This is a genomic window from Flagellimonas sp., from assembly GCF_965222555.1.
GTDB lineage: Bacteria > Bacteroidota > Bacteroidia > Flavobacteriales > Flavobacteriaceae > Flagellimonas.
Genome location: NZ_CBDCUG010000005.1, coordinates 1371068 through 1397726, shown reverse-complemented (window position 1 = coordinate 1397726; position 26659 = coordinate 1371068). Strand labels below are relative to the sequence as shown.

The following is a 26659-nucleotide window of genomic DNA, read 5'->3' as shown; positions in this document are numbered from 1 at the left end:
AAAAGCTATTCTGCCCTAACTTTGTCCCTTCATTAAAGAAAATTAAAATGAAAGTAGCAGTTGTAGGTGCCACAGGAATGGTTGGCGAAGTGATGTTGAAAGTATTGGCAGAGCGCAATTTTCCAATAACGGAGTTGTTGTTGGTTGCCTCTGAGCGTTCCGTGGGTAAAAAATTGACCTACAAAGGAGAAGCATACACTATTATTGGCCTAGCAGATGCGGTAGCGGCACAACCTGACATTGCCATCTTTTCCGCAGGTGGCGGAACTTCCTTGGAATGGGCTCCAAAATTTGCAGAAGTAGGTACAACGGTGATTGACAACTCATCCGCTTGGCGTATGGATCCTACCAAAAAATTGGTGGTTCCGGAAATCAACGCCCATGAATTGACTCCTGAGGACAAAATCATAGCCAATCCCAACTGCTCTACCATTCAAATGGTAATGGCACTTGATCCATTGCATAAAAAATACCAAATGAAGCGTGTGGTGGTTTCCACTTACCAATCCGTTTCAGGAACTGGAGTAAAAGCTGTTCAGCAATTGGAAAATGAAATTGCAGGGATAGAAGGTGAAATGGCCTACCCTTACCCTATTGGCAGAAATGCATTGCCCCACTGCGATGTGTTCATGGAAAACGGCTATACTAAAGAAGAAATGAAATTGGCTCGTGAGCCACAAAAAATATTGAACGACCGAACGTTCTCTGTTTCGGCAACAGCGGTTAGGATTCCAACTGCTGGAGGTCACTCAGAATCTGTGAATGTGGAGTTCCATAACGATTTTGACCTATCCGAAGTACGAACATTATTGAGTGAGACCCCAGGGGTAACGGTTCAGGACAATCCGGATACCAACACCTATCCCATGCCCATTTATGCGCATGACAAGGACGATGTGTTTGTAGGTCGCATCCGCAGGGATGAAACCCAACCCAATACGTTGAATATGTGGGTGGTATCGGACAACCTTAGAAAAGGGGCCGCCACCAACGCCGTTCAGATTGCGGAATATTTGGTGGAAAACAGTTTGGTTTCCTCTACCTCTGAAGCTATTTCCTAGAAAACACTAAACATCCTTAACGTCATTCCGAATTTATTTCGGAATCCCGTGTGTTTTGAATTGGATATGATGAGAACCGGAATCTAGTTCAGGTTGACGCTTGTTTTGTAATTGGCTTCTAGTATTAAAAAATTTATTTATGGTATTTTTATCAGAATCAATCTGAAAAAAATGCGAAAAATAAGTCTAATAGCTGCTGTAGCCATAGTTGCTGCCTGCGAAACCACAACAAAAAGAGAGCCCATTTCCGTGAATTATCCCGTTACGCAAAAAGTTGACACCGTTGACACCTATTTTGGAACAGAAGTTGAAGATCCTTACCGATGGTTGGAAGATGACCGAAGTCCTGAGACTGAAGCTTGGGTCAAAGAGCAAAATACCGCCACTTTTGGCTATTTGGATCAAATCCCTTTCCGAGAAGATTTGAAAAATCGTTTGGAAAAACTATGGAACTACGAGAAGTTGGGTTCCCCTTTTAAAGAAGGTGATTATACCTATTTCTATAAAAATGATGGGTTGCAGAACCAGTACGTGGTCTACCGAAAAAAAGACGGTGGTGAGGAAGAAGTGTTCCTGGACCCCAACACTTTTTCGGAGGATGGGACCACTTCCCTAATGTCTTTAAGTTTTACCAAGGATGGTTCCAAAGCGGCCTACCTCATTTCCGAAGGCGGAAGTGATTGGCGTAAGGGAATCGTGATAAATGCGGAATCCCGTGAAATTGTTGAAGACACTTTGGTGGATATCAAATTCAGTGGTATTTCCTGGAAAGGAAACGAAGGTTTCTTTTATTCCAGTTATGACAAACCGGAAGGAAGTGAACTTTCTGCTAAAACCGACCAGCATAAATTGTACTACCATAAATTGGGAACATCCCAATCTGAAGACAAGATTGTTTTTGGAGGTACTCCAGAAGAAAAACATCGTTACGTTGGTGGTTATGTTTCGGAAGATCAAAAATATTTGTACATCACGGCATCAACCTCTACATCAGGCAACAAATTGTTTTTAATGGACCTTACCCAACCTGATAGTGGTTTGATTACCGTTTTGGACCATACCGATTCAGACACTTATGTAATTGAAAATGTAGGTTCCAAATTGTACATGGTCACCAATATGGATGCTCCCAACAAAAAAATTGTGGTGACAAATGCCGCCACCCCCACCGCTGAGCACTGGGAAGATTTTATTCCCGAAACAGAACATGTGCTTACCACTGGAACCGGAGGAGGTTACTTTTTTGCAGAGTATATGGTGGATGCCATTTCAAAAGTGTTGCAATATGACTATGACGGCAACTTGGTACGCGAGGTTGAACTGCCCGGTGTAGGGAGCGCCAACGGTTTTGGCGGCAAAAAAGATGAGAAAGAATTTTATTTTTCCTTCACCAATTATAACACCCCAAGTTCTTCATACAAATACAATGTAGAGACTGGGGCCTACGAGCAATACTGGAAGCCTGAAATTGATTTCAATCCAGAGGATTACGAATCTACCCAAGTGTTCTATACCTCAAAAGATGGAACCAAAGTACCTATGATCATCACCCATAAAAAAGGAGTGGAGCTCAACGGAAAAAACCCAACCATTTTATATGGTTATGGCGGTTTCAATATCAGTTTAACACCCTCTTTTAGCATTGTAAATGCCGTTTGGATGGAACAGGGAGGGATTTATGCCGTTCCAAACCTAAGAGGCGGAGGTGAATATGGAAAGAAATGGCATATTGCCGGCACCAAACAACAAAAGCAGAATGTTTTTGATGACTTTATCGCTGCCGCTGAATACCTTATTGAGAACAAATACACTTCGAAAGAATATTTGGCCATTCGTGGTGGATCCAATGGTGGGCTTTTAGTGGGTGCTACCATGACCCAACGCCCAGATTTAATGCAAGTAGCGCTTCCAGCTGTTGGGGTTTTGGACATGCTCCGCTATCATACGTTTACAGCAGGTGCGGGCTGGGCATACGACTACGGAACCGCTGAAGAAAGTGAGGAGATGTTCAACTACTTAAAAGGTTATTCGCCCTTACATAACATTAAAGAAGGGACATCCTATCCTGCAACCTTGGTTACCACAGGCGATCATGATGATCGGGTAGTGCCCGCTCATAGTTTTAAGTTTGCAGCGGAGTTACAAGAAAAGCAAGCAGGGGATAATCCTACCTTGATTAGAATCGAGACCAATGCAGGGCACGGGGCCGGCACCCCGGTTAGCAAAACCATTGAACAATATGCCGACATTTTTGGTTTTACCTTTTTTAATATGGGATATGACAAGTTGCCTAACCAAGCAGTTTTAAAAGAATTCAAGGATTAGGAATACTTCAATCGGTCTAAAATCCGTTTCAATAGAAGCGGATTTTTATTTTTCAACTTCAATATGCTTAAAGTTCATATCGATTCCTTTGCCTATGCTTCCAAAAGCACCCTGAAAGCTATTTCCTTTGAGGTGGAGAAAGGGGAGCATGTGGCTTTAATGGGCGAAAGTGGTTCGGGAAAAAGTACATTGCTTAAAATCATCTACGGCCTTTTACATATTGAAAGCGGTTCCATTTTTTGGGATGACAAACAAATCCTAGGCCCCAATTTCAATTTGATTCCAGGAGAGTCTTACATGAAATACCTTTCCCAAGATTTTGATCTGATGCCGTTCACTACTGTTGAAGAGAATATTGGACAACATCTTTCTGTATTTGAAATGGAAACCCATCAACAGCGCATTCAGGAATTATTGGAACTTATAGAACTTCAGGATTATGCCAAGACCAAGGTCAAAAACTTGAGTGGCGGACAACAGCAACGGGTGGCTTTGGCCAGGGTATTGGCGCAAGAACCCGAAATATTGTTGTTGGACGAACCCTTTGGGCATATTGATAATTTTAAACGAACCTCTCTCCGAAGGAATCTGTTCCATTATTTAAAGGAAAAAGGAATAACAGTGCTTACCGCCAGCCATGATCCCAATGATGTATTGCCCTATGCCAATCGAACCATAGTATTGGAAAATGGCAAAATCATCGCGGATGAAAAAACCAAAAAACTGTATAAAAATCCGCCAAATTATTATACGGCCTCGTTGTTTGGTGAGGTCAATGAGGTTCCCATAAAACTACTAAAATCCTATGCGGCAATAGATCGTTCGGTACTGGTATACCCACACGAGTTTCAACTATCAAAAGGCTCTGGACTGGAAGTAACGGTAAAAGAGTCCTTTTTTAAGGGAAGTCATTATCTAAATGAAGCAGCTGCGGAAGAAGGCACCGTTTTGTACTTTGTCACTTCCAAAAAACTAAAACCCGGCGATACCGTTTTCCTTAATGTATCTTTGGACACCATTAATGCACGCCTCCACGTTGAACAAAGAGCAGATTCTTAAGGAACTCAAATTTAAAGCCATACGAAGTAGCGGTGCGGGCGGACAACATGTAAACAAGGTGTCCTCCAAGGTAGAGTTGTCATTTCCCCTACAATCTTCTGAAGGACTCACACATACCGAAAAAGAGCGATTACTTTTAAAACTGGATGCACGACTCAACAAGGAAGGGGTTCTTATACTGCAATGTGACGAAGCCAGAAGTCAACACAAGAACAAACAAATTGTGATTAAACGTTTTTTTGAGGTGTTGAAAAAGGCATTGGAGGTTCCTAAAAAGAGAAAAGCCACCAAGCCCTCAAAATCTTCCATTGAAAAACGGTTAAAATCCAAAAAGAAAGCTGCAGAAAAAAAGGCGGGGCGTAAAAAACCGGATTGGGATTAACCTACATCACCTCAAGAACATTGATTTGTTTGCCATTGAAAACAATGCTATCCCCTTTTTCTTTTCCCAACAGCAATTGTGCAATGGGCGCTCCGGGTGAAATACAAAAAACAGTGATTCCCTCTTTGGCATACATTCCAGTTGAAACGGCTATAAAATAATTGGCGGTTGAAGTTTTTACAAGACTTCCCAATATAATTTTTGAAGAGTCTTTGGCCACATCCACTTTTTGAAGTGTTGCCTTTGTTCTGTCCAACGCTACAAGTTGCTTTCCCAGCTTTTCCTGTTCCAATTGTACCATGGCCCGGCCAGTTTCATGCTTGTCGCCAGCACTACTTTTTGTTTCGGAGCCAAGGGATTCCTGTAGTTCCTCACTTCGCTTTTTTAGGCGAGCTGTTTTTTCGTCAATGCTTTCCCAGCAGAATTTTAGAAGTTGTTCTTTGATGTTTGTCACTTACTTTGGTTGAAGGTCAATCTAAAAACGGTTTCCCTATTTGGAACGGAGTGCACTTTTAGGTTGCCCCCATGCATTTGCATTACCCTCTTGGAAAGACTAAGTCCAATCCCGGTACCTTCATTTTTAGTGGTGAAAAAAGGAACAAAAATTTCATCCATCAAATCTGGTGGAATTCCCGGCCCATTGTCCCTCACCTCAATATATTTTATGCCTTCGGCATCAATCCCTGCAATCATATGCACTTGACCATTTTCGGTTTCTTTTACGGATTGAAGGGCATTTTTTCCCAGATTGATCAACACCTGCGTTATCTGCTTTTCGTCAATAAAAAATTCAAGGTCCTTTGGAGAACAGCTCACCGAAAACTTTGTATCGGTAGCCAAGCGTGCCGACATCAACACATCTATCTTTTCCAACAATCCCACGCCATCAATAATGGCCCTGTTAGGTTCTGGAACATTCAACAGGCTCCGGTACGATTGCACAAAATCCATCAAGTCTCCTCCTTGCTCCTTAATCACTTCCAAACCTTTGAGCGTGTTCTTGATTTGGCTTTCATCCAATTTTTCCAAAGGAACTATCTCACCGCCTTTTCTGTAATACTTGATTATGGAATCTGAAATTGAGGCAATGGGTGTTATGGTATTCATGATTTCGTGCGTGAGTACACGAATCAGCCGTACCCAAGATTCTGTTTCCTTTTCATCCAGTTCTTGATGAATATCCTGTACCACCACCAACAATAATGACTGTCCATCCAAAGTTAAAGGCGTAGATTTCAATGCTAATTGAATCTGTTCCCGTTCATTGGTCAATTGGAACAGTTTTCGTTCAAACGGTTGAAAAGTTTTAAAGACCTCGTATAATTTTTCATCTACCTGGGCCAACTGTTTTATATGGTTAAGGGGGGTATAGTTCAGTAATTTTTCCAGCGTTGGGTTGGCAAAAAGAATATGGCCCTTCTCATTAAAAGTCATAATACCAATGCTGGCCTGCTTAAGAATTTCCTGATAGTATTGCTCTTTGACCTGCAGCTGTAAATGAACCTCCTGGATCAGGTCATTTACCCTGTTCAAACTCTTGTTAAGTTCTTCAAAGGATTCTATGGACACCCTTTCTGGAAATCGCAATGTAAAATCTTCATTGCGGATGGCGTCAAAAAAATAGGCGATCTTACGGTTGGTGCTATTGATGAATTTAATTAGAAAATGTACCTGTGCCCAAAGAAAAAAGGCAGCAAATGCCAAGGTAAAATACCATTCCCAAACAATGGAAAAAGCCAAGGCCAAGGCCGTTAGGGCAATCAAAAGCACCCTGAAAATCAGCTGGAAATAAAAATTTCTACTGGCCATTATTTACTCTTTTTCTTCAGTTTGTTGTACAGCGTCTGACGCGAAATGCCCAACTGCTCCGCTGCAGCACTATAGTTCCCGTCATGTTGATCCAGCGCTTTTAAGATCATCTGTTGTTCCATTTCGTCCAAAGTGGCCGGACCATGCTCAAATGACTGTGAGGGCTTACTGTGCAATAAAAAGTCGGAAGGTTTTAATACATTTCCTTCGGAAAGAATAACCGCCCGCTCCATGGTATGTTGCAGTTCACGCACATTACCGGGCCATTGATAGTCCATCAGTTTTTCTTGTGCCAAATTGTTGATGCGCAAACCTTGCTTGTCGTATTTGTTGGCGAATCGCTTTAAGAAAAAATCGGCCAAAATAAGGATGTCGCCTTCGCGTTCCCGTAGCGGTGGCACTTCTATATGAATGGTATTGATTCGATATAAAAGGTCTTCCCTAAAAAGTCCGTCTACCACCATTTGTTCCAAATTGCAATTGGTGGCACAAATCAATCTAATATCAACATTAATAGGTTTATTGGATCCAACCCGGGTAACCGATTTGTTTTGGATGGCCGACAACAATTTGGCTTGCATTTGCAAGGATAGGTTGCCCATTTCATCCAAAAACAGAGATCCTTGGTTGGCAGCCTCAAACTTTCCAGCGCGATCCTCCTTGGCATCGGTAAAGGAGCCTTTAATATGTCCGAACAGCTCACTTTCAAACAAGTTTTCGGCTATTGAGCCCATATCAACCCCAATAAAAACCTCATCTTTTCGGGATGAGAGTCGATGCAGTTCTCTGGCAATCAATTCTTTTCCCGTACCATTTTCACCAGTAATCAAAACATTCACGTCTGTTTTGGCAACCTTTCTTGCAAGATTCAGCACGGATGTCAATGCTTTGGAATTGCCAATAATGAAATTCTTGTCATCATTGATCACCTGTTTTAAATGGCTCTCTTTCTTCTTAAGATTGCTGATTTCCAGTTTTGATTTTCGGTATTCGTAAGCAGATTTTACCGTGGTCAACAAACGTTCGTTGTTCCATGGTTTTAGAATAAAATCGGAAGCTCCTTGTTTCAATGCCGTGACCGCAAGATCAACCGCTCCGTAGGCGGTCATCATGATTACAGATGTATTCGGGGATTTCTTTTTAATCTCATTCAACCAAAAGAGTCCCTCGTTCCCCGTGTTTACCCCGGCCGAAAAATTCATGTCCAAAAGCACGATATCAATTTCATCCAAATTGGGAAAGGAAGAAATTTGGTTGGGATTAAAAATGGTCTGAACACTTTTGTATTCAAACTGCAATAGAATCTCCAATGCGCTCAGGACACTTTTATTATCGTCTACCACCAAAATCTTGGCATCAGTCATAGGGTTTCAAAACTTATATGGTTAAAGCTACAAATTGAAATCATAAATTTTTTGCAAGTGTAAAATAATTGGACATTTTTTGTACAAAAATTTTACACTCCTTCTCTGCTGATTTTCCTAAAAACAATGTAACAATATGATTATCAGCATATTGATTATTTGGCACAAGAATGGCAAATAGTTTGGCACAGTATAAAGACCATGACATTTAAAACATACATAACGGCACTTGTTTTTCTAATTTCCGTCGCTGGAATTTCCCAAAAGGTTTGGACATTGGACGAGTGCGTTGCCTATGCCATTGAACATAATCTTCAGGTAAAAAATACCTCGTACACCAAAGATTCCAGCAAAGAAACCTACAGACAGTCCGTACGAGATTTATTGCCCACCATAAGCGGTTATACAGATTATAGGATTCAGTTTGGTAGATCAGAAGATCCCAACACCAATGATTTTGTAAACACAGAGTTCTTCAGGAACAATTATTCCCTAGGCTCCAATTTGGATATCTTCCAAGGTTTTCAAAAATTGAATTCCATAAAAGCATCCAAGTTCATTTATAAGGCCACCCAGGAGGATGTATTGCAGGAAAAGTTTTTGCTGGCATTCCGAGTGATGAGTGCTTATTATGACATTAAGTTTTATGAAGGTCTGGTGGCCAACTCCTTGGAGCAACAGGAAATTTCGCAATCCAATTATGACCTGGTGCAAAAACAAGTGGATTTGGGAATGATGGCCGGAGCGGATCTGTACGAAGCCGAATCCAATCTGTTGGGGGACAAATTTTTGGTGACACAAAACAAGAATTTGCTTGCAAATGCCAAGCTTACTTTGCTTCAGGAAATGAACCTAACCGAAGAAAACGATATCAATCTGCAACCCAGCTTGGATGCTACAGAAGAAATTATCGATAAAGAAATTGAACTCGATTCTCTTTATACTGTAGCGAGAGGTTTTGTGCCTATTGTAAAATCGCAGGAGTATAGGGTTAATGCGGCCAAAAAACAACTGCAATCCATCCGCGGAGGGCTTTATCCTTCCCTTTCATTAATTGCAGGTATCGGAACCAGTTACTTTGAAACCAATGTGGATGCCGATGGAAATCTTATCCCGTTCAGAACACAGATTAAGGACAACACTTCAAAATTTGTAGGTGCAGAACTCAGTATTCCCATTAGCAATGGATGGTCCAATCGGTCGAGGGTAAAACAACAAAAAATAGCCTATTTACAGGCCAAGAACAACCTTGAAATCCAAGAGCAGGAGCTCTTTCAACTACTGCAACAATTGGTACAGACAAACCGTGCACTGACAGACGAGTTTCAGCAGAGCAAAAAAAAGGTGCAGGCCCAAGAGTTGGCCTTTGCCATAGCGCAAAAACGGTATGAAAAAGGATTGATCAATGCCTTGGACCTTTTTCAGGCCAAGAACTTGTTCGGCGTTGCACAAAATGAGAACTTACAGGTGGGCCTAAGGCTTAAAGTGAACAAAAGCACGATTGATTTTTACAACGGCCTGCCCATTTTTAACATCAACTAAAAAGAACCATGGATATACAATTAGAAAAAAAGAAAGGACTTAAACCAAAACATTACGGCTATATAGCTTTAGGCCTCTTGGTATTGTTCACGGGCTATAAGTTGATTTTTGCAAGCTCCGTTTCTACGTACAGAACAGAAAAAGAACGCCTTTCCATTGCCCAAGTTACAGAAGGAAAGTTTGACGACTATATTACCATTAATGGTAATGTGGCTCCTATTGCCACCATTTATATGGATGCCTATGAAGGAGGAAGGGTTTCAGAAAAATTGATTGAGGAAGGTACCATGGTAAAAAAGGGAGACATCATCCTGAAACTGGAGAACACCAACCTCTACGAGCAGATCCTTTCCAGCGAAAGCAATATGGCGTTAAAGGAAAATAACCTGCGCCAGACACGCCTCGATTTTGACTCGCGCCAGTATGATGGTCGTAGAGCCTTGGCTACGGCGGCCAATGAACTGCAACGGCTAAAGCGGAACTACGAACAGAACGAGGCCCTTTACCAAGAAGAACTCATTTCCAAGGAGGCATATCTTACCTCCAAAGAAAACTACGAACTTTCCCAAAAACAATACGAAATCGTTAAGATTCAAACGGAAAACGATAGTAAAATGCGAACCACTTCCTTAACAGGTCTTGACACGGATCTTACACGAATGAAAAAAACATTGTCCATGGTTTACGAGCGATTAGACCATCTAAATGTTAGGGCACCGGCCGATGGCCAATTGGGTTTTTTGGATGCCGAGATTGGACAGAATATTTCACAGGGAGAGCGTATTGGACAGGTAAATGTTCTGACCGATTTTAAAATCGAAGCAGAAATAGACGAACATTATATTGATCGTGTTAAACGTGACCTATCTGCAACTTTAGAGCGGAACGAAAAAGAATATGGACTGCGATTACGAAAAGTTTATCCCGAAGTACGAAATGGCAGGTTTAAAGTGGATTTGGTTTTTACGGGTGAAAAGCCTGAGACTATTAGAGCAGGTCAAAGCTATAATATACGATTGCAATTGGGCGCTTCAAGTGATGCCATGTTACTGCCCAAGGGTGGATTTTTCCAAAGTACCGGAGGTCAATGGGTCTTTGTAGTTGGAACAGATGGCAATGAGGCCCTAAAGCGAAACATCAGAATTGGCAAACAAAACTCCAGATACTATGAAGTATTGGAAGGATTGCAGCCAGGTGAAAATGTAATCACCAGTAACTATGACAGCTTTGGAACCGCAGAAAGAATTGTATTGAAATAATTTAGAGAAAAACCATGATGCTAGTAGCATCATGGTTTTTCAGAAACAGAAATGATGAGTCTAATTACTGTAATGGAACAATACGATAAAGTTATGTGCAAAAGAAATGGAAATGGTTCGAGAAGAATTATTGCAAGTCCAAAACAGAGAAAAATAACCAGGAGGACATTGATTTAATACGTGTAAAATGTAACAAACACTTTGAAAACCTTGTCTTTATGTATCCAAGATCTACGTATTCTAAAAAACAGCAAGTCATGGATATAAAGGCGGACAAAATTGAAGATTTGCTTTCCAATGAGGAGTTTAGGGATTGGGTGTTGAAGCCTGATACAGCTAATCAAGCCTTTTGGTTGGAATGGATGAAAAGTAATCCCTGCAAAAAGAAAGTCGTGTTGGCAGCAAAAGATATTATATACACTCTCGGACAAAGAAATGTCAATGATAAAATAACCAATAAAGAAAAAGAAGAATTATTAAATAGAATACTAAACAAATATTAAGCTAAAAAATGATACAGATACAGAACCTTAAAAAGAGTTTTAGAACAGAGGAGGTAGAAACACTTGCTCTTAACGGGGTAAATCTCAATGTGGCCGAAGGGGAATTTGTTGCCATTATGGGGCCATCCGGATGTGGAAAATCAACATTGCTCAACATTATTGGAATGCTGGACAATCCAACGGAAGGCAGTTATCAATTTGCCGGCCATGAGGTCAGTGGGCTTAAAGAAAGCCAACGTACCCAGTTGCGAAAAGGAAATCTGGGCTTTGTTTTTCAAAGTTTTAACCTCATCGATGAACTTACTGTTTATGAAAATGTGGAATTGCCATTGATCTACTTAAAAATGAGCAAATCGGAACGCAAAAAGAAGGTTAAAGCTGTTTTGGAGCGTATGAAAATTGCCCATCGCGAAAAGCATTTCCCCCAACAACTTTCTGGTGGACAGCAGCAAAGAGTTGCTATTTCAAGAGCGGTGGTCACCAATCCTAAATTGATTCTAGCTGATGAGCCAACAGGTAATCTGGACTCCAAAAACGGAATCGAGGTTATGAACCTGCTTACCGAACTAAACCAAGAAGGAACCACCATTGTAATGGTTACGCACTCCGATAGGGATTCACATTATGCCCACAGAGTGGTGAACCTATTTGATGGTCAAATTGTAACCGAAAGCAAGAACCGAGAGATAGGCGCCATGGTATAATCGAGTTTATTCATCAATCATAACAATCAAAAAACGAAACCATGTTTAAGAATTATATTAGAATCGCCTGGAGAAATCTTTTAAAAAGGAAAGTATTTACCGCCATAAATATTCTGGGACTTGCCATTGGGTTTGGCAGTAGTGTTCTAATTTATCTGTTCTTAAGCTACCATCTTTCTTTCGATAATTTCCATGCAAATTCGGATAGAATTTATAGAATGGTCACGGAAGAGCACAGGGACTTTGTTGAATATGATCCCAGTGTTCCTCCCGCATTTGCCAAGGTGTTTAGGGAAGATTATGAGTATGCCGAAAAAGTCGCCAAAATTGTTGTTCAAGATGGCTTTGTCCTACATTCAAAAAAGAATGGGGACATTGACAAGTTCAAACAAAATGTAGCCTTTGTGGAAGAGGATTTTTTTAAGATCTTCAATTACCCTTTATTAAGTGGCGGTAATAATGTTTCACTTACGGCTCCCAATACCGCATTGATTACTGAAGATCTAGCCCAAAAAATGTATGGTAAAACAGCGGTTGTCGGAGAGACTTTTGTCCTTGAAAACGACAAGACCATCCAGATTACCGGAGTTTTAAAGAGCCTTCCAAAAACTACTTTCTTAAAATCAGAGGTTTTCGTTTCTTTTCAAAATTTGGAAGATTTTTTTGAGTTTGCCGCCACAGAAAACTGGAATGGCATTACCACCAATCTACAATGCTTTTCTCTTTTAAAACCAAACCAAAATATAGATCATATTGAGACTGCACTTTTGGAGCTTCCAAAAAAACACAGACCCACAACCAAGAATAAACATGTTTATAAATTACAGTCCCTTTCCATTATGCACTTTGATCCGCTTTATGGGGGGCTTGATCCCACGCTCCTTTGGGTCTTTGGTATCATTGGGCTTTTCTTGATCGTCATAGCATGTATTAATTTTATCAATATTTCAACGGCGCAAGCTTTTTATAGGTCTAAAGAAATTGGGGTTCGTAAAGTGCTTGGAAGTTTTAAGCAACATTTGTTCTGGCAGTTTTTATCGGAGACCTTTGTAATAAGCCTTTTTGCAATTTTGATAGGCTTAGGACTTGCTATTCTCTTTCTTCCTTCTTTCAACGAGCTATTTCAAATAGAGCTATCGGTATATCATTTATTGAACCTCCGCTTTTTTGCATTTCTCATCCTGGTCTTGGCAATGGTTTCCTTTCTATCGGGGAGCTATCCCGGAATATTAATGTCACGTATAGTTCCTGTATTAGCGCTAAAGGGGAAACTGAGTCATAATGATACCGGAGGCAATACTACAAGAAAGGTACTGGTTGTAGCTCAATTTGCAATTTCCATTACCCTTATAGCGGCAACACTGATTATTTCAAGACAAATTGACTATGCGGTAAATACGGATTTGGGCTTTAATAAAGAGTCCATAGTAATGGTAGATATTCCAACAGAAATGGAACCTGTTCAACTACAAGGATTAAAAGACAGGTTCAACCAAATTCCAGGGGTACAAAGTACTACTGCCTGCTTAAGCAGCCCAGGAGGGGCCGACAGTAGTTGGGGCACCAGTATAAAATATCATAATAGACCTGAACCGGAAGAATTCAGCATTGAGTTAAAGGCCGGTGACATTGATTTTATAAACACTTTTGACATACCGCTTATAGCAGGTCGGAACTTTTTTAAAAATGACTCCCTAAGCGAAGTTTTGGTCAACGAAAAATTTGCCCAAAAACTGGGCTTGGCATCTTCAGAGGAATTACTAGGAAAAAAAATAGAGGCCAGCGGTGGCAGTGTCAAAGCAACTATAGTCGGGGTGGTCAAAAATTTTCATAATGCCGATTTTACAGAAGAGATAAACCCCATATTCATTGGAGCCAAAAATAGCTGGTATGCTGAATTGGCTTTTAAAATTAACATGCGCAACACCGCATCCACATTAGACCAAATTGAACAGGTGTGGACCGATGCTTTTTCAGATTATATCTATGAGTATCACTTTTTGGACGAAAGGGTAGCACAACAATATGAAGCAGAACAGCGGTATCTCTCCCTTTCAAAAGTATTCTCCGCCTTGGCCATTTTAATTGGCTGTTTGGGGCTGTACGGTTTGATATTGTTTTTTGTTGGACTTCGTACCAAGGAAATTGGTATTAGAAAAGTATTGGGAAGCAACGTTGCCAATATCCTGGCCCTTTTTACAGCAGATTTTTTCAAACTGATATTGATTGCAGGAGTGTTTGCAACTCCAATCGCATGGTATTTAATGGAGCAATGGTTACAAGGATACACCTACAGAACTGAAATACATTGGTGGGTATTTGCATTGGCCATACTGTCCATAATGGCCATCACATTGTTTACCATCAGTTATCAAACATTAAAAGTGGCCGTGGCCAGCCCGGTTAAAAGCCTAAGGACAGAATAATCAAAACTTACCCTGAGTAAAGTCGAAGGGTCAAAAACGAACGATCATGTTAAAGAACTATTTAAAAACCGCTTGGAGAACCTTACTCAAGAACAGGGTGTATTTGTCCATAAACACCATAGGATTGTCCATTGCCATAGCGGTTTCCTTTTTGATGCTACTCTGGGTTTTTGACGAGTATGGCATGAACAAGTTCCATGAAAAGGACGATCAGTTGTTTTTGGTGAAAAGAACCATTCCTTTGGAAGAGGGTGTGTTCGATGTATATAGTGGCATATCATATCCACTATTGAAAACCGCCAAGGAAAAGTTTCCCGAGGTTGAGGAATACATTACACTTGGAGCTACTTTTCAAGATAACCTTCGAATTGAGGATACCGATTTTAGGGCACCGGGGGCATTTACCAATGCTGCCTTTTTCAAATCATTCTCTTTTCCTGTACTTGCGGGAGATATCAATGCCTTAGATGAAAAACCCGAAGCTATTGCAATCTCTGAGCGTTTGGCCCAACGGTTTTGGGGTGATGAATGGCCTCAAAAAGCATTGGGTAGTCCTGTTCATATCTACGACAATGGGGATTTTGCAGTAGAAGCTGTTTACAAAAATTTTCCAACGCAATCTTCTATACAAAACGATTTTTACTACGGCTTCGAGCGGCACCTAAGCCAAAATGATTGGATGTTGGAATGGGGTAACAATGGTATGCAAGGAGCCTTTTTACTTCGTAAAGATGCTAATCCGGAAGCTGTTGCAAAAAAAACTGAAACCCTCTTTCAAGAAAACATTACTGGTGAATTTAAGGAAGGTATTCTGATGCAAAAGTTTTCTGAAAGCTACCTTTATAACCGTTTTGATGAACAAGCAAAAGTATCGGGTGGCCGCATAGAATACGTTAGGATATTTACTTTGGCTGCAATCTTTCTTTTGATCATTTCCTGTATTAATTTTATCAATCTTTCTACAGCATACGCTACTAAAAGATCAGGCGAAATTGGTGTGCGAAAGGTGGTTGGTGCAAAGAAAAATATGTTGGTGGGGCAATTTTTCATGGAAACCTCTATAATTACCTCTCTTGCTTTTTTTATAGGTTTATTGCTTTCCGCGCTGCTTTTGCCTTCCATAAATACCCTTACCGGTAAGCAGCTTGCCATTGATATTGCCAGCCCACAGCTTTGGCTCATTATTTTTGGTGTTTTCACTTTTACCACACTTTTATCCGGAGCATACCCTTCTTTGATTATTTCATCCTTCAAACCTATTGAAGCCCTAAAAGGAGTTGGTAGAGAACAAAAGAATACCATCTCTTTACGAAAAGGATTGGTGGTGCTGCAATTCTCTTTATCCATCCTGCTTATCATTTCAGCCCTTGTCATTCAAAACCAGATAGATTATGTGAACAAAAAAGATTTGGGGATTGCTAAAGACCATATCATAACCATACACCAAGATCAAGTAATTACCGAAAAATATCAGGCCCTAAAGAATGAGCTAATCGCCTCGACCGGCATTGAAGATGTCACCTTGGTTGGCCCTTCACCTTTGGCAACACCTGCATCAAGTAGTGGGGTAAGTTGGCCAGGTAAAACCCAGGAGCAAGAAAACATTGAATTTGCACTTTTATGGACTGCCCATAATTTCCCAAGTGCTTTTGACATCCCTATAGATAAGGGTGACTATTATAGAGAAGGTTCGCAAGACACCTTGAACTTGGTAATCAATCAAACGGCTGCTGACTTAATGAAATTGGGCGAAAATCCTGTTGGGAAAACAGTCCAATTATGGGGGGCGCAACGGCAGATCATTGGTGTACTCAAAAATTTCCATAACAGATCACTGTACGAGCCTATACAACCAACCGTTTTTTTATTGGAACCTGATAACGCAGGTGAATTGATCATCAAATTGGATGGTGCGCAAACGAAGGAAGGATTGGCTTCCGTTCAAACCGTTTTTGAAAAAGTATTGCCCGACACACCCTTGCACTATGATTTTCTGGATGAAGAATATGCGGCAAATTACAGGACGGAAATGTTGACAGGTACTTTGGCGCGTTATTTTGCCATAATTTCAATCCTATTGTCTTGCTTGGGATTGTTTGGCTTGGCCACATTTATGGCCAAACAGCGTACCAAGGAAATTGGTATTCGGAAAGTCCTTGGGGCCAGCATCAACAACATCACATTTTTAATTTCCAAAGACTTTTTAAAATTGATTGCTATTTCAATATTAATAGCATCTCCTTTGGCTTACTATTTTATGACCGAATGGCTAAGCGATTTTGCCTATCGAATAAACATCCCTGTTTGGGCCTTTGGGCTAGCCGGTGTACTTACACTATTGGTAACACTTATCACCATAGGTTTCCAAGCAGTGAAGTCGGCCATGGCCAATCCGGTAAACAGCTTAAGAACCGAATAAAGAAAAGATTATGTTCAAAAATCATATTAAAATAGCATGGAGAAGTCTTAAAACCCAGCCATTCTTTACCTTTTTGAACATTTTTGGACTATCCGTAGGAATGGTGGGGAGCTTGCTCATTTCTCTTTATATATATGATGAGATGAGTTTTGATACCATGTTTGCTGATGCCGACAACATTCATAGAATTAACATTGACAACACCAATGGTGGTGAAACCAACAAATATGCTTCGGTTGCAGCTCCTTTAGGCCCTACTTTGGCGCAAGATTATCCCCAGATAAAAATGGTCACAAGGTTCAGGGATATGAATAGTGTTCTCCTCAAAAAAACGGAAGCTGAACAAAATATAAAGGAAAATCATGTTATTGGTGTTGACTCTACTTTTTTTGACATGTTTGGGTTAACCCTTTTAAAAGGCAACCCCAAAACAGCGCTCAAAGAACCAAACACCTTGATTTTGACCAAAAGTGCGGCTCAAAAGCACTTTGAAGATAGCGAGGCTTTAGGACAAGCAGTACTCTTGGACAATAAAGACGTTTATACCGTTACCGGAATTATTGCCGACTTGCCCAAAAATTCTTTTTTAAGGAACCATTCCATTTTTATTTCGATGGCGAGCTTTCCAGATGCCGAAAGTCCTTCATGGGCCAACTGGAGTTTTTCAACATTCATTAAACTTCATCCAGAAGCAAAAATCCAATCCTTAGAGGCTCCCTTGAATACCATATATGAAACCTATATGATTCCTTGGATCCAAACATTTGATCCCAGCATGACGTTAAAAAAATTCAGGGAAAGTCGCAAAGCATCTGGTAATAACATGGTCTGGAGTACTATCCCCTTGACCAAAATCCATTTACATTCTTTAAATAGAAAAGGAGAGCTGAGCCCTACCAATGATATTGAAAACATTTACATTCTCTCTGCTATTGGTTTGTTTCTTATTATACTGGCCAGCGTTAATTTTGTAAACCTTTCAACAGCGCAAGCGTTAAAAAGGGCCAAGGAGGTTGGCATAAGAAAAACACTGGGGTCTAAAAAATTTGGGCTTATCAAACAGTTCTTGTCTGAAGCTGTCATAATTTCATTCTTTTCACTAGTGCTTGCACTGATTATTAGCGCTATTGTTCTTCCTTTCTTTAACGAGCTTTCAGGGAAAACTATTTCCTTGCCTCTTGGCAGTCCTGTTTTCTGGATTCTTCTACTTCTTTCCGCTGCTTCATTGGGCCTGTTATCAGGTTTTTATCCCGCATTCTTCCTTTCAAGATTTAACCCCATAACTGCACTCAAAGGTGGTAGCAAAAGTGGAACGGGCAATAGCAAGGTCAGAAATTATCTGGTAGTGTTCCAATTTGCCATTTCCATATTTTTAATTATTGGAACTGTAGTGATTTTTCAGCAATTACAGTTCATTCAGAATAAGGATTTAGGTTTTCAGAAGGATCAAGTAGTAGTTATAGATGATGTGGATGCATCTGGAGATCGCATTCAATCCTTGAAGCAAGAGGTTGCTCAAGTTGGTGGTGTCAAGAATGTGTCATTAAGCAGTTTTTTGCCTACTCCTTCCGCACGCAACGGTATTACTTTTTTCCCGGAAGCGGGTAGTGGAGTAAAACATGATGGGTACATTTTTGAAAAGTGGGGTGTTGACCATGATTATGTGAATACTTTGGACATGAAAATTATTGCAGGTAGAAACTTCAACAGGGAATTCCCCACCGATTCCTCTGCGATAATTTTAAACGAATCAGCCGTAGCCATGTTGGGACTACAAAACGAAAACGTACTTGGCACAAGATTGACCCATGATTTTAAACGCCCAGATAAGGAAAACATGGAGTACTTAACCGTAATCGGTGTTGTAGAAAACTTTCATTTTGAATCATTGCGAAACGAAATCAATGCCATGAGTCTTTCCTTGGGAAGTAATTCCAACAGAATGTTGATAAAATTGAATGCCGGTGATTTCACAAATACCATAGCCCAAGTTGAACAAATATGGGATACCGTGGCGCCTGGCCAGCCTTTTCAATTTTATTTTATGGACGATTCGTTCAACGATACCTACAAAGCCGAACAACGACTGGGAAGTATTTTCATTGTCTTCACTTTCTTGTCCATCCTCATTGCATGTTTGGGCTTATTTGGTCTTGCGGTGTTCAATGCGGAAAAGCGCACCAAAGAAATTGGAATAAGAAAAGTGCTGGGTGCCAGTATTAGAGGAATTGTGTATACGCTCACTGCCGATTTCTTAAAGTTGGTTGGCGTAGCAATTGTAGTTTCATTGCCCATTGGTTGGTACGCTATGGACAAATGGTTACAAGACTTTTCATATCGAATAGAAATTGATTGGTGGGTTTTTCTACTAGCTTCAGCATTGGCTGTAGCAATTGCCCTATTGACTATTGGCTTTCAAAGTGTAAGGGCGGCCATTGCAAATCCTGTAAACAGTTTAAGAACTGAATAAACAAAACTAAAACGAACTATCATGTTAAAGAACCATATTAAAATAGCTTGGAGAAGTCTTAAAAAGCAGCCCTTTTTTACCTTTCTCAACATTTTTGGCCTTGCCATTGGAGTAGCCGGAGGCCTTCTCATCTCTCTCTATATTCTTGACGAACTGAGCTACGATACCATGTTTGCCGATGCTGATCGGATTCACAGGGTAAATGCCGATATCAAGTTTGGAGGTGAGGACCGTAAATTTGCTGTTACCCCAGCTCCCATTGCAGAAGCCATGAACAATGATTTATCTGAAGTGGAGCTCACTACAAGGTTTCGCACCCAAGGAAGTATGCTGATTAAACGAACTGGAACAGAAGTCAATGTAAAGGAGCTGCAATCCACTTTTGTGGACTCCACTTTCTTTAAAATGTTTGGTCTCAAACTATTGGCGGGAGATGAAAAAACAGCCTTAAAATCGCCTAACACTCTAATTCTGACCAAAACTGCCGCTGAAAAACACTTCGACATCAACAATGCTGTAGGCCAAACCCTACTACTAAACAATACCCAAACTTTTACGGTAACAGGGGTTATTGATGATTTACCTAAAAATTCCTTTTTAAGGGAACATACTGTTTTTATGGCAATGGCAGGTTACGAGGATTCCCGAATCGTAAACTGGGGCAGCAACAATTACCAAACCTTCATCAAACTAATTCCTGCGGCCAATATAGCCGATATTCAACAGCCATTACGTGACTTTTTGGGAAAATATGTTATCCCAGGGGTACAACAATTCATGCCCGGTATCACCGAAGAACAGTTCAAAGCTGCCGGCAATCATTTAATTTATAGTACCATTCCTTTAACAGATATTCATCTGAACTCTGATAGAGTGGCTGAAATAAGTCCCAACAACTCTATTCAAAGCATTTATATTTTGAGTTTTATCGCTGCCTTTCTCCTTGTTTTGGCCAGCGTTAATTTTATGAACCTTTCCACAGCACACTCATTAAAAAGAGCCAAAGAAGTTGGTGTACGGAAAACGTTGGGTTCAAACAAAATAGATCTGATTCGCCAGTTTTTGGTGGAATCTGGATTGGTTTCCTTTGGAGCCTTACTATTTGCAATTTTAATCGCGGTTATAGCACTCCCTTTCTTTAACGAGCTTGCGGACAAAGATATTTCCATGCCCTATGGCAATCCTTTTTTCTGGCTAATATTGTTGGCCGCCGGAATCGTTCTTGGTCTTTTTTCTGGAAGCTATCCCGCTTTTTTCATGTCAAAATTTATTCCTGTGGAAGTGCTCAAGGGTTCCAACAGCAACAGTCTTGGCGGAAGTAGGGTAAGAAATGGTCTGGTGATATTCCAGTTTGCCATTTCCGTTTTTCTCATCGTTAGCACCCTGGTTGTTTATCAACAATTGAAATATATCCAAAACAAGGACCTTGGCTTTTCCAAAGATCAGGTTTTGGTGGTCAATGATGTGTATGCCCTTGGTGACCAGACCGATTCGTTTAAAAAAGAGGCAAAAAAATTGGGGTATGTTAAAAATGCCTCCCTAAGCAGCTTTTTTCCTACCCCTTCGGCGAGAGGTGATAGCACTTTTGCCCCTGAAGATGGAGCAACTGACCAAGAAAGAGCAGTAAGCATGCAAACCTGGGGTGTAGACCACGATTATATCTCAACTTTGGGATTTGAAATCGTTGCAGGAAGGGATTTTGAAAAACAATTTAAAAACGACTCCACTAGTATCATCATCAATGAATCGGCAGTTTCAACAATTGGCCTTCCCCTAGAAGAGGTAATTGGTAAACGATATACCCAGGATTTAGGTTCAGACAACCCAAAATTTTATACTATAGTAGGTGTGGTGAAGGATTTTCATTTCTCTCCGTTCAGGGAAGATATTGAAGCCTTAAGCTTGCACCTTAGCACTTATGCAAGTGCTATGGCCATTAAACTGAATACTACCGATTTTCAAAATGCCATTAATGGTGTTGAAGATATCTGGAACAAGCTAGCGCCAGGTCAACCTTTTGATTACTACTTTATGGAAGATTCTTTTGAAAGAACGTATAGAGCAGAACAACGCCTAAGCCATATTTTTTTCATTTTCACCACGCTTTCCATTCTTATAGCATGTCTAGGGCTGTTTGGACTGGCCGCTTTCAATGCAGAAAAACGCACCAAAGAAATAGGTGTTAGAAAAGTATTGGGAGCCACTGTTGGTCAAATCACCTACAAGTTGACCCAAGATTTTCTCAGGTTGGTCGGTGTTGGCATCTTGGTGGCGCTTCCCATTGGTTGGTTTGCCATGGACAAATGGCTCCAAGATTTTTCCTATCGAATCAATATAGGATGGGAAGTGTTTATAATTGCTCCTTTATTGGCGGTGACCATTGCAATTTTTACAGTGAGTTATCAAAGTATAAAAGCGGCTGTAGTGAATCCGGTTAAAAGTTTAAGGACCGAATAATCAATCAAAAAACAAACCATCATGTTAAAGAACTATATAAGAACGGCCTGGAGGAATATCCGAAGGAATAAACTTCATTCATTTATTAATATTATGGGACTTGCCATAGCGTTTTCCGTAAGTATTGTGTTGTTCTTGGTGGTATATTTTCATCTTAGCTTTGATTCCTTTCATGATGGAAAAAGCCAATTATTCAGGACTTCCCTATTTACGAATTCCATCCAAGGCGCGGGAATCAATTCTACAATGCCCTTGCCCTTAAAAGCGGCCTTGGAGAATGATATCCCTGATATTGAAACCGCCGTAAGAATAATGGGCACAGTAGAAACCATTTCCTATCAGGATAAAAGTATAGAAAGGTCTATTACTAGAACTGATTCCGAATTTTTCGAAATGTTCAATTTTCCAATTCTAGTTGGGGATAAAACCATTGCCCTTTCAAACCTACAAAGCGTTGCTTTAAATGAAAGTACTGCAATTGCAATTTTTGGAGATGCCAATCCTCTAGGAAAGGAAATTAAAATAGGTAGAAAAGGGAGTGAAAAATCATATACTGTGTCCGCTATTATTAAAGATGCCCCAAGAAATTCCAGTATTAGATTTGACGCCATCGCCAGAGTCCAAGCACTTGATGATTATGCAGTAAACAATATGAGATGGGATGTTAACACTTCCAATATTTTCATTAAGCTATCTAGCAATAGCAATAGCCAATTAATGCAAAGCAAGTTGAATTCGTTGGTAGAGAAATACTATCCTGAGCAATTGGCGCAACTGAAACTGGAACATCCTGAAGTCAAGAATACTTCCGACTTAATGAGTTTGAATTTGACCAACATTGAAGACATTCATTTTTCAGGTCCAAAAAGTGCGCCCTTACTATTGATTTATGCAATTATGGCGTTAGGAGCATTTATTCTTTTGATTGCCTGTTTCAACTTTGTTAATCTTAATATAGCCCATGCTTTTAAAAGAAGTCGTGAACTTGGCGTTCGAAAAACCTTGGGCGCTTTTAAAGGGCAGCTTTTTGCCCAATTATGGGGAGAGGCTTTTCTTCTCTATTTTATCGGCTTCGTACTTGGAATTGTTCTTGCAACTCAATTAATACCATTTTTTAACTCACAATTTGGTGGAGGCATAAATGTTTCGACCTTGTTCGAAGCTGATTTTATTGCTATTATTTTTGGAGTCTTCTTGATGGTCACTTTAATTGCCGGAGGGTATCCGGCCCTTAAGATGACCAATTTTAATCTTGTTCAAATTTTAAAAGGAAATGTTTCTACGAAAAAACCCGGAGTACTTCAAAATACATTGTTGGTATCACAATTTGCTATTTCGAGTTTACTTATTTGTGTAAGCATAATTGCTGGTCAACAACTTGATTTCTTAAGACAAAAGCCCATTGGTTTTGATAAAGAACAGGTGGTGAGCATTCCGGTTGGCACTACGGAAGATGGTCGAAAAGTACTGGGTCTAATGCGCGATAAACTTGCAGGTGACCCTAGTTTTGTTTCCGTTACTGGCAGCAAAAATAATTTAGGCCGTGGAAAAGATAGAAGAACTTCTACAGAAAACGTGGATTTTATATACAATCAGAACCAAATCTTTACAGATTGGGTTCTTGCTGATTTTGATTATCTAAAAACCCTTGGAATCCCTTTGGTACAAGGAAGGGATTTTAGTCGCAATTTCGCTACCGACTCTGTAAACGCCGTAATAGTTTCAGAAAGCTTTGTAAAGGCCATGGGAGAGAAAAATCCTATCGGTAAGTTCTTTGGAGGAGAAACCAGCACTTCGGGCAATCGGATAATAGGTGTGGTCTCTGATTTCAATGTTAAATCGCCTTCCGCGGAAGAATTGCCTATTGTGATACATCTATCGGCCAGTGAAGCCATCAATTATATTTTCGTCAAAACCAGATCAGATAATCCGCAGCTTGCAATCCAAAAACTTTCTTCTGCTTGGGAAGAAGTGACTTCAGGCTCAGAGTTCAAAGGTTCTTTTTTGGATGAAAACCTTCAGGCCTGGTACGAAGTTGAAAAGACAATGACCACTATTTTTGGACTTGCATCCACAATAGCCATTTTCTTATCATGTCTGGGTCTTTTTGCCATTTCATTACTGGTTATTGAATCGCGCACGAAAGAAATCGGTATTCGAAAGGTAATGGGAGCGTCCGTTAATAATGTTGTCGGGATGATTTCATTTCACTTTTTAAAACTAGTGTTGGTAAGCCTATTACTTGCCCTTCCAATAGCTTGGTTTATTGCTCAAAGTTGGGTTGAAAACTATGAATATCAAATGGCTATTAACCCGTTGACTTTTATTTTGGTCGGAATATTAGTGGCTTTAGTTGCATTGGTTACAGTTGGTTTTCACACCATTAAAGCAGCCTTGACCAACCCGGTAATATGTTTGCGCACCGAATGAAATAGATAATTATCATCAAAAAACAACCCATCATGTTAAAGAACTATTTAAAAATCGCCTGGAGGAACCTTACCAAAAACAAGGGTTATACTATTATAAATGTAGGGGGGTTGGCTTTGGGTATGGCCGTTACCTTGATCATTGGTCTTTGGATGGAAGACGAGCTTACCCATAACGATTATTTCAAGAACAGGGATAAGATTGCACAAATAATGCAATCACAAACCTTTAATGGTGAGATAAATACCTGGTCAGCCATTCCACGTCCCTTAGAGAAAGCACTTCGTGACGGTTATATGGACAATTTTGAGCATTTGGTAATGTCTTCTTGGCAAAATTCGCAGTACCTAAAATATGAGGAGACCAGTATTTCCAGACAAGGCAATTTTATGCAAAGAAAGGCTCCGGAAATGTTGAACTTAAACATACTAAAGGGAGAAAAAGATGGCATTCGCGAAATCAATTCCATTATGCTGTCTGAAGAAACTGCCAACACCTTATTTGGCAATGAAGATCCCATTGGCAAGGTAATCAAGGTCAATAGCCAATTCGATATGATGGTTACCGCGGTCTATGAAGATATCCCTTTCAACAACTCTTTTTCCAACCTTGATTATTTAATGCCCTGGGATAAATACATCACCACACAAGAATGGATAAAAAAAGCAGAGGATAGTTGGGGCAATAATTCCTTCCAAATGTTTATCCAGATTGTAGGTAATACCTCAATGACCAAGGTGGAACAAACCATTAAGGATGTAAAGAAAAATGCGTCCGAGGAAACTCTAGAATACAACCCCCAGCTGCATCTACTGCCAATGGGTGATTGGCATTTGCGTTCTAATTATGAAAATGGTAAACAGACAGGTGGAAGAATTAAAAATGTTTGGCTTTTTGGTATTATTGGTGCTTTTGTATTGCTTTTGGCCTGTATCAACTTCATGAACCTGAGCACAGCCAGATCAGAAAAGCGTTCCAAAGAAGTGGGGATACGAAAATCCATTGGATCACAAAGAAGTCAATTGATCAATCAATTTTTGGGCGAATCTTTTTTGGTTGTTGTATTTGCATTTGTTGTCGCCCTGTTGATAGTTCTAATTTCGTTGAATGGTTTTAATGAGTTGGCGCGCAAGGAAATAACCTTCCCTTGGGTAAATCCTGTTTTTTGGATTGCTTCCGTTGTCTTTATTCTTTTCACCTCCTTATTGGCAGGTAGTTATCCTGCACTCTATCTATCCTCTTTTAGACCTGTTGATGTGTTAAAGGGGACTTTTAAAGCTGGAAAACATGCCAGTATGCCCCGTAAAATCCTTGTTGTTTTTCAATTTACCGTTTCAGTGGCCTTTATTATTGGTACTGTAATTGTAATGCAGCAGATAAATCATGCCAAAAACAGACCTGTCGGATATGATAAAGAAGGGTTGGTACAAGTACCGGTAATGAGTCAGGATTTTGAAGGAAAGTTTGAATTGATGCGCGATAAGTTCATCGGTTCCGGTGCAGTTGTAGCCATGTCTTCCGCCAGCAGTCCAACAACCTCGGTTTGGTCCAATTGGAGCGGGTTCAAATGGGAAGGAAAACCAGAAGGGTTTCAGGAGGATTTTGCATGGACTCAAGTGTCGCCTGAATATGCCAAATCTCTCAACTTGAAAATAGTTGAAGGCAGGGATTTTTCTAGGGAAATGGCCACGGATTCCAACGCAGTGCTCATTAACGAAGCTGCAAAAAAATACATGGGCCTTACCAATCCCATTGGTAAATTTTTGATGGATACAGCCGAGGAAGACCCACGACCTCCATTGAAAATTATTGGTGTTGTGCAGGATATCATTGTGCAATCTCCCTACGAGCCTGTAAAGCAAGCGGTGTACGAATTTGATAAACATGGAAACGCCACCTATTATAATCTTCGGTTGAATCCAAAGCAAAGTGCTAGCAAGAACTTGGCCATTATTGAAAGGATTTTCATTGAACAGTTTCCCAATATCCCATTTCAATACGATTTTATAGATGAAGAATATGGTCAAAAGTTTGCTGCCGAAGAACGTATAGGAACCCTTTCGGGAATCTTTACCGCATTGGCCATTCTCATAAGTTGTCTTGGGCTATTTGGCCTCACTTCTTTTGTTGCCGAACAGCGCACCAAGGAAATTGGGGTAAGAAAGGTATTGGGAGCATCCGTGTTCAATGTATGGAATATGCTTTCCAAGGATTTTTTAAAGTTGGTCACTGTTTCCTGTTTTATAGCGATTCCCATTTCCTATTACGTAATGAACGGTTGGTTACAGGAATACCCGTATCGGGTAATTCTGGAATGGTGGATTTTTGCCCTGGCTATGCTTGGCGCCATGGGGGTTACTGTATTAACAGTGAGCTTCCAAGCCATTAGGGCAGCAAGGGCCAATCCTGTTAAAAGTCTCAGGATGGAATAATCAAAAAACAAACAATC

At 40.3% G+C, this 26659-nt stretch carries 17 protein-coding genes; 14 read left to right on the top strand and 3 right to left on the bottom strand.

Translation table 11 applies throughout. From position 1 onward, the window contains the following. Positions 1-47: 47 nt before the first annotated feature. The 4 genes from ACOQO1_RS14645 to arfB all read left to right on the top strand — a co-directional run bounded on the left by ACOQO1_RS14645 (position 48) and on the right by arfB (position 4827). The gene (locus ACOQO1_RS14645; protein WP_420603625.1) at positions 48-1061 is read left to right on the top strand and encodes an aspartate-semialdehyde dehydrogenase; all 1014 of its coding nucleotides are present in this window, start codon (positions 48-50) and stop codon (positions 1059-1061) included. Between the two features lie 171 nt (positions 1062-1232). Beyond that, the gene (locus ACOQO1_RS14640; RefSeq protein ID WP_420603624.1) at positions 1233-3386 is read left to right on the top strand and encodes a prolyl oligopeptidase family serine peptidase; all 2154 of its coding nucleotides are present in this window, start codon (positions 1233-1235) and stop codon (positions 3384-3386) included. Between the two features lie 63 nt (positions 3387-3449). Next, positions 3450-4445 (top strand): sulfate/molybdate ABC transporter ATP-binding protein, encoded by a 996-nt coding sequence (locus ACOQO1_RS14635; RefSeq protein ID WP_420603623.1) that lies wholly within the window; start codon positions 3450-3452, stop codon positions 4443-4445. Further along, positions 4408-4827 (top strand): alternative ribosome rescue aminoacyl-tRNA hydrolase ArfB, encoded by a 420-nt coding sequence (gene arfB, locus ACOQO1_RS14630; RefSeq protein WP_420603622.1) that lies wholly within the window; start codon positions 4408-4410, stop codon positions 4825-4827. The genes ACOQO1_RS14635 and arfB overlap by 38 nt, the downstream gene beginning before the upstream one ends. Before the next feature lies 1 nt (position 4828). On the opposite strand, the gene ACOQO1_RS14625 is transcribed toward arfB, so the two are convergent. From ACOQO1_RS14625 to ACOQO1_RS14615, 3 genes are read right to left on the bottom strand one after another with little or no spacing between them, the layout of a single operon-like run. Beyond that, positions 4829-5281, bottom strand: a complete 453-nt coding sequence (locus ACOQO1_RS14625; protein ID WP_420603621.1) for a 3-oxoacyl-ACP synthase — start codon at positions 5279-5281, stop codon at positions 4829-4831. Beyond that, complete coding sequence (locus ACOQO1_RS14620) at positions 5278-6636, bottom strand: sensor histidine kinase (RefSeq protein ID WP_420603620.1); 1359 nt, start codon at positions 6634-6636, stop codon at positions 5278-5280. Before ACOQO1_RS14620 ends, ACOQO1_RS14625 begins: the two co-directional genes overlap by 4 nt. Next, on the bottom strand, positions 6636-8000 hold the full coding sequence (locus ACOQO1_RS14615) for a sigma-54-dependent transcriptional regulator (protein ID WP_420603619.1): 1365 nt from the start codon (positions 7998-8000) through the stop codon (positions 6636-6638). The genes ACOQO1_RS14620 and ACOQO1_RS14615 overlap by 1 nt, the downstream gene beginning before the upstream one ends. Before the next feature lie 201 nt (positions 8001-8201). Here ACOQO1_RS14615 and ACOQO1_RS14610 point away from each other — a divergent pair, with 201 nt between their 5' ends. The 10 genes from ACOQO1_RS14610 to ACOQO1_RS14565 all read left to right on the top strand — a co-directional run bounded on the left by ACOQO1_RS14610 (position 8202) and on the right by ACOQO1_RS14565 (position 26642). Then, entirely contained in the window at positions 8202-9542 is a 1341-nt protein-coding gene (locus tag ACOQO1_RS14610) for a TolC family protein (RefSeq protein ID WP_420603618.1), read from the top strand. A gap of 8 nt (positions 9543-9550) precedes the next feature. Further along, the gene (locus ACOQO1_RS14605) at positions 9551-10801 is read left to right on the top strand and encodes an efflux RND transporter periplasmic adaptor subunit (protein WP_420603617.1); all 1251 of its coding nucleotides are present in this window, start codon (positions 9551-9553) and stop codon (positions 10799-10801) included. A 257-nt stretch (positions 10802-11058) separates the two neighbouring features. Then, complete coding sequence (locus ACOQO1_RS14600; protein ID WP_420603616.1) at positions 11059-11304, top strand: hypothetical protein; 246 nt, start codon at positions 11059-11061, stop codon at positions 11302-11304. 8 nt (positions 11305-11312) lie between these two features. Next, positions 11313-12008 carry an ABC transporter ATP-binding protein gene (locus tag ACOQO1_RS14595; RefSeq protein WP_420603615.1) on the top strand — a complete coding sequence of 232 codons (696 nt, stop codon included), beginning with the start codon at positions 11313-11315 and terminating at the stop codon, positions 12006-12008. A gap of 41 nt (positions 12009-12049) precedes the next feature. Beyond that, complete coding sequence (locus ACOQO1_RS14590; protein WP_420603614.1) at positions 12050-14434, top strand: ABC transporter permease; 2385 nt, start codon at positions 12050-12052, stop codon at positions 14432-14434. A 46-nt stretch (positions 14435-14480) separates the two neighbouring features. Beyond that, on the top strand, positions 14481-16853 hold the full coding sequence (locus ACOQO1_RS14585) for an FtsX-like permease family protein (RefSeq protein WP_420603613.1): 2373 nt from the start codon (positions 14481-14483) through the stop codon (positions 16851-16853). Between the two features lie 10 nt (positions 16854-16863). Continuing rightward, positions 16864-19323, top strand: coding sequence for an ABC transporter permease (locus ACOQO1_RS14580; protein WP_420603612.1), 2460 nt, complete (start codon positions 16864-16866; stop codon positions 19321-19323). 21 nt (positions 19324-19344) lie between these two features. After that, positions 19345-21780 (top strand): ABC transporter permease, encoded by a 2436-nt coding sequence (locus ACOQO1_RS14575; protein ID WP_420603611.1) that lies wholly within the window; start codon positions 19345-19347, stop codon positions 21778-21780. A 21-nt stretch (positions 21781-21801) separates the two neighbouring features. Beyond that, positions 21802-24210: an FtsX-like permease family protein gene (locus tag ACOQO1_RS14570; RefSeq protein ID WP_420603610.1), complete on the top strand. Its 2409-nt coding sequence runs from the start codon at positions 21802-21804 to the stop codon at positions 24208-24210. 32 nt (positions 24211-24242) lie between these two features. Further along, positions 24243-26642: an FtsX-like permease family protein gene (locus ACOQO1_RS14565; protein ID WP_420603609.1), complete on the top strand. Its 2400-nt coding sequence runs from the start codon at positions 24243-24245 to the stop codon at positions 26640-26642. Positions 26643-26659: the final 17 nt, after the last annotated feature.